Genomic DNA, 12,484 nt, shown 5'->3' on the forward strand with positions numbered 1-12,484 from the left:
TGTCAGGTAAAGCGAACCACCTTGCCGCAACAGGTTCCAAGGTATGCACCCACTTTTGATATGAGCATCGAATGAGCCTTGATATAGCCAAATACCCGACATTGGCACTTGCACAGAATCCTGAAGAACTGCGCATGCTGCCGAAAGAAAGCCTGCCGAAGTTATGTGATGAACTACGGCAGTATTTGCTTGCATCCGTCAGCCGCTCCAGTGGGCACTTTGCTTCCGGGCTGGGCGTGGTCGAGCTAACTGTCGCGTTGCATTACGTCTACAAGACACCTTTTGATAGTCTGGTGTGGGACGTAGGCCATCAAGCTTATCCGCACAAAATATTGACGGGTCGCCGTGAACAGATCGGGACGATTCGCCAGAAAGATGGTTTACATCCTTTCCCTTGGCGTGGTGAAAGTGAATATGATGTGCTCTCTGTTGGTCATTCCTCAACCTCAATCAGTGCGGGCCTGGGGATGGCTGTCGCAGCGGAACGGGAAGGTAAAGGGCGGCGTACGGTTTGTGTTATCGGTGACGGTGCTATTACGGCGGGCATGGCTTTCGAAGCCATGAACCATGCCGGTGATATTCACTCCGACATGCTGGTTATTCTCAACGATAATGAAATGTCTATCTCAGAAAATGTCGGTGGCTTGAACAATCATCTGGCTCAGTTATTATCGGGTAAGCTCTATGCCAGCCTGCGTGAAGGCGGCAAAAAGGCATTTTCTGGCTTACCACCGATTAAAGATCTGCTGAAACGGACTGAAGAGCACCTAAAAGGGATGGTGGTGCCAAGTACCTTATTCGAAGAATTAGGCTTCAATTATATTGGCCCGGTTGATGGGCACGATGTACAAGCATTGGCACAAACGTTGAAAAACATGCGTGACCTAAAAGGCCCGCAACTGCTGCACATCATGACTAAAAAGGGCAAAGGCTACGCACCGGCTGAAAAAGATCCGATTGGCTGGCATGCAGTGCCGAAGTTTGATCCCGCCGCGGGTACTTTACCGAAAAGCCAGGGTAACCTGCCGACTTATTCCAAGATTTTTGGTGAATGGTTATGTGAAACCGCCGCCAAAGACAGCCAGTTAATGGCCGTCACCCCTGCCATGCGCGAAGGCTCTGGCATGGTGCGTTTCTCTCGTGAATACCCTCAGCAATATTTCGATGTGGCTATCGCTGAGCAACATGCAGTGACCTTTGCCGCTGGGTTGGCAATCGGGGGCTACAAACCGATTGTGGCTATCTACTCAACTTTCCTGCAACGGGCATATGACCAACTGATCCATGATGTTGCCATCCAGAACCTACCCGTGCTGTTTGCTATTGACCGTGGTGGTCTGGTGGGGGCTGATGGTCAAACCCATCAGGGTGCGTTTGACCTCTCATTCATGCGCTGCATTCCAAATATGGTCATCATGACCCCAAGCGATGAAAATGAGTGCCGTCAGATGCTTCACACCGGTTATCACCACAATGGCCCTGCGGCGGTACGTTATCCACGTGGCAACGGCACCGGTGCCGACCTGAAACCGTTAGAGATCATGCCGATAGGTAAAGGGATTGTGCGCCGCGAAGGTGAAAAGATTGCCATATTGTGCTTCGGTACTTTACTGGCTCAAGCACAACTTGTCGCCGATAACCTTAATGCCACCTTGGTAGATATGCGTTTTGTGAAACCACTGGATGAGGCGCTGGTACTGGAAATGGCTGCCAGCCATGAGGTATTGGTTACCGTGGAAGAGAACGCCATTATGGGGGGGGCTGGTAGCGGTGTGAATGAATTGCTGATGGCGAAACGCCAATTGGTACCGGTACTGAATCTCGGTTTATCGGACAGTTTTGTGCCACAAGGTGAACAAGAGGAAATGCGCGCTGAGTTTGGGCTAGATGCTGCGGGTATACAGCGCCAAATCGAAGCCTGGCTGGCTTGATAACAACTTAATTTACACAGATTGAGCCAAGGCCAACCACTCCTACAACCGCTCCGGTGGCTCGCGCCACTACGACCCGAACGGAGTGTTTCCCTTGGTTCGAATTTCACCTGCAACTTGAAAGATGGCCACACATACCCTATAGATTTCAAGGTGCAGGAAGGCGGCAAGTAAGTGCATCCCGATGAGCTGACATGAGTCAGTGATTCGGGTAAGCGAATGAAGCCAACACACCTGCAACTTGAAAGATGACTGGTATCAGTAGAACAGATCTGCTGGCCAGTAATGCCCCACAACAAAAATAATCGCGGCAGCAATCACCCCAGCAATAATGTCGTCAATCATGATCCCCATGCCACCATGGACATTGCGATCAAACCAGCGAATCGGCCACGGCTTCCAGATATCGAAAACTCGGAACGCGACAAAACCCGCTGCAACCCATTGCCAATGATTGACGGGCAATGCCATCAGAGTGATCCACATGCCGACAAATTCATCCCAAACGATACTGCCATGGTCATGAACCTGCATATCTTTGGCGGTACGATGACAAATATAGACACCAATACAGATGCTGAACATCACAGCCAAAGAATAAAGCTGCCACGGTAGCTGGATCAATAACAGCCAGAATGGGATCGCCGCAATTGACCCCATGGTACCGGGCGCCCACGGTGATAAACCACTACCAAAACCGGTTGCCAGCAAATGCCAAGGATTGGTTAACCGCAAACGGCGTTTGGCTTCATCCATGGGATTTACCTGTTGAGAAGTGATCAAAACCACGAAAATCCAGTTGTATGGCCTTACCTTCACGGAAGAATTTAACGCCTTCCGATTGCGGGCCTACCTGTCCAATACAAGTATAGCTTGCACCGGTGTTACTGAGCGCGACATCTAGTGCACCACGATTTATCTCAGGTACGGTAAAGCACAACTCATAATCTTCGCCGCCACTCAACGCCCAGCGTAGAGCCTGTTCAGCGTCAACCTGGCGTGTTAGCGCATCAGAGTATGGCAAGGCATCTAATTCAATACGTGCCCCACAATTGCTCGCTTTCAGGATATGTTGCAGATCGGAGATCAGCCCGTCGGAGATATCGATGGCGGAGCTGGCAAGGTCGCGCAATGCCTGCCCTTGCAGCACGCGAGGTTGGGGCCGCAAATGACGATGAATTAATGCAGACCGATCTGTTTCGTTATCAACTCGCAACACATTTTGCAAAATCGCCAGCCCTGCGGCGCTGTCACCCAGCGTGCCGGTAACATAAATCCAGTCACCAATTCGCGCACCAGCCCGGGTCAATGCCCGCCCTTCCGGTACCAAACCTTGGATGGTCAGCGTTAGACTCAATGGCCCACGAGTAGTATCACCACCAATCAGTTGCATACCGTAATAATTAAGTTGATCAAATAAACTATCACTGAATGCCTGCAACCAGTCTTCATTTATACTTGGTAGGGTTATAGCAAGAGATAACCAGGCAGGATCGGCACCCATCGCAGCTAAATCGCTAAGGTTTACCGCTAAACATTTGTAACCAAGATCGGCCGGATCGATATCCGGTAGGAAGTGAACACCGGACACCAGCGTATCCGTACTGATGGCCAAAAGCTGTTTTTCTGCCACTGTAAGAAGTGCGCAGTCGTCTCCAATACCCAGCTCCACATCACGGCGATTACTTCTAAACCGGTCAAAGTAGCGGGCAATGAGGTCAAATTCGCCACATGCCATAATACAATTCCAGGAGTGTTTACCGATATATGATTAAGGCCGAGAACCGGCCTTAATCATATCCCTCTTCACTTGACACGGTGCTAGCCGTGCCAATGACTTTGGGTATATTATTTCTTTTTACGTACTGTTGGAGCCACTTTATCCAGCACGCCGTTTACGAATTTATGACTATCTTCCGCACCGAAAGTCTTGGCCAGTTCGATCGCTTCATTGATTGCCACTTTATAAGGGACATCATCACGTTTGCTCAGTTCAAACAGTGCAATACGCAGAATCGCTCTTTCAACCTGACCTAATTCCTCGAGCTGGCGGGAAAGAAAAGGTGCCATTAACGCATCCAAAGATGTGGCATTAACTGCGACCCCGGACAGCAATTCGCGAAAATAGGAGATGTCTACATCTTTGACATCCTGCTCCGACAGGAACTGTAATTCAACATCAGCGATGTCGTTTTTAGACAACTGCCAAGAGTAAAGCGCTTGAACAGCGCACTCACGAGCGCGGCGACGAGCAGCAGGTTTCACGTAATTCCCCTTAACTTAACTAAATTCAGCCTTTAATAGCTTTGATTACATTAATCATTTCAAGTGCGGTCAGGGCAGCTTCTGCGCCTTTATTACCCGCTTTAGTACCAGCACGCTCAATAGCCTGCTCAATACTTTCTGTGGTCAGCACACCGAAAGCGACAGGAATATCGCTGTTCATGGCTACACTTGCCAAGCCAGAACTCGCTTCACCAGCAACATATTCAAAATGCGCAGTTCCCCCACGGATAACCGTACCCAGCGCAATTACCGCATCGTAACGATTTGTTTTTGCTAATACATTGGCAACTAGCGGCAACTCATAGGCACCCGGCACCCAAACAACAGTAATGTTGTCATCAGCTACCTGACCAATGCGCTTCAGGGCATCAATTGCACCTTCCAGCAGGCTGTCGTTGATAAAGTTGTTAAAACGCGCAATTGCAATCGCCACGCGGGCATTAGGAGTAGCAACAACACCTTCGATAACGTTCATAGCTTTCCTCAATATGGGTTCATACCCCGCAGGGGGGCGGATTCTATCATATTCTTTCACGTCCCGCCCCTGCGCATTTACAAAACGCTCGGCAAGGCGATGATTGAGCTTTGGGAATTTCTGCCAGAGAATTCAATTAATACTTTGGTTTCAAACGCAAACGTAGATCTGGCCCCACCTGGCGCACATCGCTGAATACAAACTCGGGGGCTTGTGATAGATGCGTTAATCCAGCCAACTGGCACAATCCACGGGCATCGCTACCCAACAGTTTTGGCGCGATATACAGAATTAACTCATCAACCACACCGGCCTGCAATAGTGCGCCTGCCAGTTGTGGCCCGGCTTCAACCCACACTGAGTTAATTTGCCGTTTGCCAAGTTGCATCATCAACAATACCAAATCCACACCACCGCCATGGCGAGGCAACAATAACTGTTCGACATTATCCGGCCATGGCTGCTGATCTGCCTCAACCCGCGCTAACCAGCATAGGCCATTTTGTTGTGTCACTTGGTGTTCAGGTGTTACACGATTATGGCTATCTAATATAATCCGAACCGGCTGGCGCAGTGAATCCTGGGGATATAAGGCTTGCGTTTGGGCATCTAACTCCGACCAGCGCACCGTGAGTGAAGGGTCATCCGCTAACACGGTGGCACTGGTACTGAGGATAGCCGAACTCTCAGCCCGAAAACGCTGCACATCCTGGCGTGCCTGTGGCGACGTAATCCACTGGCTTTCACCCGAGGCCATCGCGGTACGCCCATCTAATGACGCTGCCATTTTCAATTGCAAATAGGGAAAACCGGTACGCATCCGCTTTAGGAAGCCAAGATTAACCGCCTCGGCCTGCGCCAACATCAGGCCATGATCAACCGCAATTCCGGCTTGCTTTAATTTATACAGCCCGCGCCCAGCAACTTGCGGATTGGGATCCTGCATGGCCGCAACTACCCGGATTACACCAGCGGCGACCAGTGCATCCGCACACGGCGGCGTGCACCCATGGTGACTACAAGGCTCAAGGGTGACATAAGCCGTTGCACCGCGCGCTTTCTCGCCCGCCATGCGTAATGCATGTACTTCGGCGTGTGGCTCCCCGGCTCGCAAATGATACCCTTCGCCGACAATTTCGCCATCACGCACCAATACACACCCAACATTTGGGTTTGGCGGGGTAGTAAACCGCCCTAACCGCGCGAGTTCAAAAGCGCGGGCCATATAGAACTCATCAGTCTGCATGGCTTTCCTTCCGTTTATTGCGCTGCTTTATGGCTGCTAAATAACCATTTGACGCGGATTAATCCTGCAAACGGGCAATTTCTTCACCGAATTCACGAATGTCTTCAAAGCTACGATAGACCGAGGCGAAGCGAATATAGGCCACTTTATCGAGCCGTTTGAGGGCTTCCATCACCAGGTTACCCACCATTTTCGTCGGAACTTCCCGCTCGCCTGTGGCGCGCAATTGGGATTTGATATGACTTATTGCTGTTTCGACATCATCAGAGCTAACAGGACGCTTTTCTAATGCTTTCAGCATGCCACGCCGCAATTTATCTTCGTTGAAGGGTTCGCGCACATCATCACTTTTAACAACGCGCGGTAACACCAGTTCTGCCACTTCGAAAGTGGTAAAACGTTCATTACAATCTAAACACTGGCGGCGGCGGCGCACTTGCGAACCATCGCTCACCAGACGGGAGTCAATGACTTTAGTATCCACAGCGGCACAAAACGGGCAATGCATAGTGCTTCCTGATGAGTGAGCCTAAACTTAGCCCCAGTTTACCGCGAACTGCCACGACAACAAAGTGCGGAAGCGGCAGTTTATCTTGATTCAACTATTGAGCGGGTTCTGGTTCGGTGGATTTAGGCTTTAACAGCACTGGCCATTCCTTTTGCAGTGCTAACCAAACTTTACGATCCGGGGATAGTATATTGAGAGGGTCGAAAGGGTATTGGGCTGGTGTGCCCTTAACTAATATCTGAGTAACCAGTCCATAGAGCCAATTTGTTTGCACCACTCGGTCATAACCTGTTTTTTTTCTTAATGCAGTAATTAGCCCTTTTAATTCTAATAAGTCTTTTGCTGTCTGTATATTTCCATTTTCTTTATCTTGGAATAAATCAGGGAAGAGGACAGAAGCAATAGCATTCACGAATCGTGTCCAAAGAGTGTCATGCTTATTTAATAATTTTGGTAGCAGAGAGTTTATCAATTCCAAGGCATCAGGGCTTGTTTCGCACACGATAACCAGATTCTTATTGAAATCAGGCAATGATCTCATATTCATGTTTATTTCTGTGTCATAGGACACTGCCAGTTTCTCCATTCTTTCGCATCGAAGTTGAAGTTTAGCTAAGTCATGCTCCCCAGACATGCTGTCTTTAAATATGATGTCTTTATTTATTGTTAAACCCTTCCCTTGAAACATATTATATTCAAAAATCCGACAATGCATTACCAATAAACCTTGAGCGAGATAATATAGGTCTATAAGCTTCATTAGCTTATTCTCTGCACATCGAACACTTTCTCTAGCTAAATTTATTTTTTCATGATCCACAGACGCCGCATTGGAACAAGACTCTGTTGATAAAACAGCATACTGCCTCATTCCTGCCTTTATAGAAAATTGATATTTATTGTTATTTACCTTTAAAAAATCATATTTATCACAGATAGTAAGCTTGTTGTTTCTTGTGGCACATTCAAGCTCTTTAAGAAATTTATTGTACTTACTGCCGCTTGATTTCAGTAAGTATGCATTTACTTTACTTATAATAGATTCCACACTGACATCTGTCATAACATCGTTTTTAAAACTAGACATTTTACCTTTCTTTTGGGTTTCCTTACATCCTTCCGCTTTTATAAAAAACGTTAAAAGTTCATTTTTTAGATTAACCGCGAGTGAAATATCATTAGTTTCATTTTTATAATTTATATTTGTATGTGGCATACTTATTTTATTAACCATCATCCACCTCTATTTTAAGCCCCCATTTAAATAACCACTAAAGAGTAACAAGCATAAAATAATCAACTATCAGTTCAACTCTATAACTTATAAAATAAATCAATTGATTTATCTTATATTCTTATAAATCACAAAGTGTGAATGCAAACAAAAAATTCATTCATAGCAGGGATGTTTTATTCAAAAGAATAAGTAAGCTGAAAATCGTTCGTAATAAATAAAGCGGATAGAAAAATGACTTAATATCGTTTTTTACTGCAAAAATGAAGTCTGATGACTTAAACAAAAAAAGCCCTGATACTAGCTATACACCAGTATCAGGGCTTGCTTTTCGTACTGCCACTTACAACTTAAGGCAGGATTGAAGGCTGGTCTGCACCTTCTTTCTCAACTTTCTGCTGCAACATGTGTTCACGTTTCATACCCAGTTTCAACGCCAGCGCGGACGCAACGTAGATGGATGAAACCGTACCGATGGAAACACCGATCAACATCGTCAGTGAGAAGCCTTGCAGCATCGCACCACCGAAGATGAACAGCATCAATACCACCATCAGCGTAGTTGCAGAGGTCATAATAGTACGGCTTAAGGTCTGGGTCAGAGACACGTTCATGATTTCATAAGGCGTACCGCGGCGGATCTTGCGGAAGTTCTCACGAATACGGTCTGATACCACAATACTGTCGTTTAGTGAGTAACCAATAACCGACATCAATGAAGCAATGATGGTCAGGTCAATCTCAATTTGGAACAACGACAAGATCCCCATGGTAATGACCACGTCATGGGCCAAAGCGATAACCGCCCCCAGCGCCAAACGCCATTCAAAACGGAAACCAACATAAACCAGAATACACAGTAACGCGACTAGCAACGCCATGCCGCCTGCCTGGGCTAAATCACTGCCCACGCTTGGCCCGACGAACTCAATACGTTTTACTGAGGCATTCTTATCAATTGACTCATTGATAACAGAAATAACCTTGTTACCTAGCTCCTGCCCGGCAGTCCCGGTAGCTGGTGGCATACGTACCATTACATCACGGGTGCTACCAAAATTTTGCAGGATTGGCGATTCAAAGCCCGCCTTTTCCAGCGTGTCGCGCAGTTGATCCAGATCTGCAGGTTTTTCCAGATTAATTTCAATCACCGTACCACCGGTGAAATCCAGACCCCAGTTGAACCCTTTAGTGGACATCACCACAATTGATGCCACCAACAGCAACAACGAGACGCCGAAAGCAACGTAATCCCAGCGCATAAAGTCATAGACTCTACGGCCATAGTTCAGTTGTTCAACAGTATAATCCTGTGCCACAACGTACTCCTCAGATAGACAGCTTGTTAATGCGCTTGCCGCCGTAAAGCAGGTTGACGATGGCACGAGTACCGACTATAGCGGTGAACATTGACGTTATAACACCGATTGCCGTTGTAATGGCAAAGCCTTTAATCGAACCGGTACCCACAGCATAAAGAATAATGGCTGTGATAAGCGTCGTTACGTTCGCATCGACGATACTTGAGAAGGCACCTTTGTACCCTTCATGAATCGCTTGCTGGATCGTACGCCCGTTCCTGAATTCTTCTTTTATTCGCTCGTTAATCAGTACGTTAGCATCAACTGCTACCGCTAATGTCAATACGATCCCGGCAATACCCGGCATGGTTAATGTCGCCCCCGGTAACAAGGACATCACACCTACGATCAACACCAGGTTAGCCAACAGCGCAGTACTGGCAATCACACCAAATTTACGGTAGTAAATCACCATAAACAGGATAGATACCGCCAGGCCCCACAAGCAAGCTTCCAGACCTTGGGTGATGTTCTGTGACCCCAAAGTTGGCCCGATAGTACGCTCTTCCACAATCTGGATAGGGGCAATAAGAGCACCCGCACGCAGTAACAGGGAAAGCTGACGAGCTTCAGCCGGGTTATCAATACCGGTAATACGGAAGCTGTTACCCAAGCGTGACTGAATAGTCGCTACGTTGATAACTTCTTCCTGCTTAACCAGAATCGCCCTGCCGTTAGCATCTTTTTTGCCGCTGTCTTTATATTCTACAAACAAAGTCGCCATCGGCTTGCCGATGTTATCTTTGGTAAAATTAGACATCAGAGAACCACCGGCGCTATCGAGCGAGATATTAACCTGAGCCTGGTTATATTCGTCAGTGCTGGAGGTCGAGTCAGTAATATGGTCACCGGTCAGGATAACGCGCTTGTACAAGACAACCGGGCGGCCTTCACGGGTATTTTTGACTTCTGAATCACCCGGTACACGACCGGAGGCAGCAACAGAAGCATCAACATTGCTATTTACCAGACGGAACTCAAGTGTTGCCGTCGCACCAAGAATCTCTTTGGCACGCGCAGTATCCTGAATACCCGGTAATTCAACCACAATACGATCCGATCCCTGGCGCTGAACCAACGGCTCGGCTACACCTAACTGGTTAACCCGGTTACGCAGGATAGTAATGTTTTGTTGAACTGCATATTCACGCGCTTCCCGCAGACGGTCATCAGTCATCACCGCTTTTAAGGTATTGCTACCATTGGAGCCAATGACCAGATCACGGTGGCGAGAAGAGAGGTAGCTGACGGCATCATCGCGGGTTTTATCATCGCGAAAACGCACTTCAACACCATAGTTATCAAGCTTACGCACAGTGGCATACGGGATATTTTTCTCGCGCAGATCGGTGCGCAGGGTATCCATCGTTTGCTCTTGCAGTTTGCCCAGCGCAGTATCCATATCCACTTCCATCAGGAAGTGCACACCGCCGCGCAGGTCAAGACCCAACTTCATCGGCTCTGCACCTAACTTGGCAAGCCAAGAGGGTGTTGCCGGAGCCAGGTTCAGCGCGATAACGTATTTGTCACCCATCGCAGCCATCAATGCCTCACGGGCACGCAACTGGACGTCAGGATCTTTAAAGCGAGCCAGAATTGCACCGTTTTCCAGCGCAATAGACTTGCTCGCTATGTTGTCTTTTTCTAAAACGTCACGGACTTGGACCAGCGTTGTTTCACTGGCGGCGATTCCTCGCGCACCAGTGATTTGAACAGCCGGATCCTCACCATAAAGGTTGGGAAGTGCATATAGCAGACCGATGAAGATCACAACGATCAGCATCAGATACTTCCACAAAGGATAACGGTTTAACACGGCAATTCCCTTCGGGAAAATCGAAAATTACAGAGCCTTCATTGTACCTTTCGGTAAAACGGCAGCAACGAAGTCACGTTTGATCATCACTTCAGTGGTGTCGTTCAGTGCGATTACGATATAACCCGTTTCCGCAACTTTAGTTACACGACCAAGTAAACCACCCGTGGTTAGCACTTCATCACCTTTACCAATAGAATCCATCAGTTTTTTGTGTTCTTTGGCACGTTTTTGCTGTGGACGCAGGATCATGAAGTAGAAAATAAGACCAAATACCACCAGCATAATCACCAGGGAGTACGGGCTGCTTTGAGCCGGAGCCCCAGCGGATGCGACAGCATCGGAAATGAAAAGACTCATTAAAATTCCCTCATTGTTATCAATATCAGTAATGTGAAATCAGTGCGATAAAACAGAAACGGTAAATCGTAACTGTTAGATCTACAAATACAAAGGCAATAATTTTAAAATCAGGCATTTAATGGCGGAACAGGTTTCCCAATCCGGCCATAGAAATCTTCAACGAAGACCTCTAATTTACCCTCTTCAATAGCCTGACGTAAACCCGCCATTAAGCGCTGGTAGTAACGCAGGTTATGAATGGTGTTTAGCCGCGCACCCAGTATTTCGTTGCAACGGTCAAGATGATGCAAGTAGGCACGACTATAATTGCGACAAGTGTAGCAATCACAGTGTTCATCCAACGTTGCAACATCATTCTTATGCTTGGCATTACGGATTTTTACCACACCGTCAGTCACGAATAAATGGCCGTTACGGGCATTACGCGTAGGCATCACACAATCAAACATGTCGATACCACGGCGCACACCTTCTACCAGATCCTCTGGTTTGCCCACGCCCATTAGATAACGTGGTTTATCCGCCGGAATCTGCGGGCAGACATGCTCCAGAATACGATGCATATCTTCTTTTGGCTCACCCACCGCCAAACCGCCCACAGCGTAACCATCAAAACCGATATCTACCAGCCCTTTTACGGACACATCACGTAAATCTTCGTAAACGCCGCCCTGAATAATACCGAACAACGCATTTTTATTGTTCAGTTCATCAAAGCGTTGGCGACTACGGGCCGCCCAGCGCAACGACATCTCCATCGAACGCTTGGCATAATCCCAATCCGCTGGATAGGGGGTGCATTCATCAAAAATCATCACGATATCAGAGCCGAGATCGTACTGAATTTCCATTGATTTTTCTGGGCTAAGGAACACTTTATCGCCGTTGATCGGGTTTTGGAACGTCACCCCTTCTTCTTTGATTTTCCGCATCGCACCAAGACTGAACACTTGGAAGCCGCCTGAGTCAGTCAGAATCGGGCCGTGCCATTGCATAAAATCATGCAAGTCACCGTGCAGCTTCATGATTTCCTGCCCTGGGCGCAGCCAGAGATGGAAGGTGTTACCCAGCAAGATTTGCGCACCGGTCTCTTTTACTTCTTCCGGTGTCATCCCTTTAACTGTGCCATAGGTGCCAACAGGCATAAATGCCGGGGTCTCGACGACACCGCGCTCAAATACCAAACGACCACGACGGGCACGCCCATCAGTTTTTTGTAATTCGTACTTCACATAACCTCCAGCATTAGAGAAACAGTCTAATG

General features: G+C 47.7%; 12 protein-coding genes. 1 reads left to right on the plus strand and 11 read right to left on the minus strand.

From position 1 onward, the window contains the following. Nucleotides 1-71 precede the first annotated feature (71 nt). Complete coding sequence (dxs, locus tag EL015_RS16090; protein WP_005182156.1) at nt 72-1,931, plus strand: 1-deoxy-D-xylulose-5-phosphate synthase; 1,860 nt, start codon at nt 72-74, stop codon at nt 1,929-1,931. 258 nt (nt 1,932-2,189) lie between these two features. Here the strand turns inward: dxs and pgpA are convergent, their stop codons facing one another. The 11 genes from pgpA to tgt form a co-directional block, all read right to left on the minus strand. Further along, a complete protein-coding gene (gene pgpA / locus EL015_RS16095; protein WP_032905591.1) occupies nt 2,190-2,687 on the minus strand; it encodes a phosphatidylglycerophosphatase A in 498 nt (165 codons plus the stop codon). Continuing rightward, the gene (thiL, locus tag EL015_RS16100; RefSeq protein ID WP_032905590.1) at nt 2,680-3,669 is read right to left on the minus strand and encodes a thiamine-phosphate kinase; all 990 of its coding nucleotides are present in this window, start codon (nt 3,667-3,669) and stop codon (nt 2,680-2,682) included. Before thiL ends, pgpA begins: the two co-directional genes overlap by 8 nt. 110 nt (nt 3,670-3,779) lie before the next feature. Beyond that, on the minus strand, nt 3,780-4,196 hold the full coding sequence (gene nusB, locus EL015_RS16105) for a transcription antitermination factor NusB (protein WP_005182123.1): 417 nt from the start codon (nt 4,194-4,196) through the stop codon (nt 3,780-3,782). Nucleotides 4,197-4,221: 25 nt separating this feature from the next. Then, nucleotides 4,222-4,692, minus strand: coding sequence for a 6,7-dimethyl-8-ribityllumazine synthase (gene ribH, locus EL015_RS16110; RefSeq protein ID WP_005182120.1), 471 nt, complete (start codon nt 4,690-4,692; stop codon nt 4,222-4,224). A gap of 136 nt (nt 4,693-4,828) precedes the next feature. Continuing rightward, nucleotides 4,829-5,938, minus strand: a complete 1,110-nt coding sequence (gene ribD, locus EL015_RS16115) for a bifunctional diaminohydroxyphosphoribosylaminopyrimidine deaminase/5-amino-6-(5-phosphoribosylamino)uracil reductase RibD (protein WP_005182117.1) — start codon at nt 5,936-5,938, stop codon at nt 4,829-4,831. Nucleotides 5,939-5,996: 58 nt separating this feature from the next. Next, nucleotides 5,997-6,446 carry a transcriptional regulator NrdR gene (gene nrdR / locus EL015_RS16120; protein ID WP_005182112.1) on the minus strand — a complete coding sequence of 150 codons (450 nt, stop codon included), beginning with the start codon at nt 6,444-6,446 and terminating at the stop codon, nt 5,997-5,999. Between the two features lie 94 nt (nt 6,447-6,540). Next, nucleotides 6,541-7,683, minus strand: a complete 1,143-nt coding sequence (locus EL015_RS16125; RefSeq protein WP_005182108.1) for a hypothetical protein — start codon at nt 7,681-7,683, stop codon at nt 6,541-6,543. A gap of 347 nt (nt 7,684-8,030) precedes the next feature. Continuing rightward, a complete protein-coding gene (gene secF / locus EL015_RS16130; protein ID WP_005182104.1) occupies nt 8,031-8,999 on the minus strand; it encodes a protein translocase subunit SecF in 969 nt (322 codons plus the stop codon). A 10-nt stretch (nt 9,000-9,009) separates the two neighbouring features. Next, entirely contained in the window at nt 9,010-10,857 is a 1,848-nt protein-coding gene (gene secD, locus EL015_RS16135; RefSeq protein ID WP_005182101.1) for a protein translocase subunit SecD, read from the minus strand. A 27-nt stretch (nt 10,858-10,884) separates the two neighbouring features. After that, nucleotides 10,885-11,217, minus strand: coding sequence for a preprotein translocase subunit YajC (gene yajC, locus EL015_RS16140; protein ID WP_005166605.1), 333 nt, complete (start codon nt 11,215-11,217; stop codon nt 10,885-10,887). Between the two features lie 110 nt (nt 11,218-11,327). Continuing rightward, nucleotides 11,328-12,452, minus strand: coding sequence for a tRNA guanosine(34) transglycosylase Tgt (gene tgt / locus EL015_RS16145; RefSeq protein ID WP_032905586.1), 1,125 nt, complete (start codon nt 12,450-12,452; stop codon nt 11,328-11,330). Nucleotides 12,453-12,484: the final 32 nt, after the last annotated feature.

It is taken from the genome of Yersinia intermedia, from assembly GCF_900635455.1.
GTDB classification, from domain to species: Bacteria; Pseudomonadota; Gammaproteobacteria; order Enterobacterales; family Enterobacteriaceae; genus Yersinia; species Yersinia intermedia.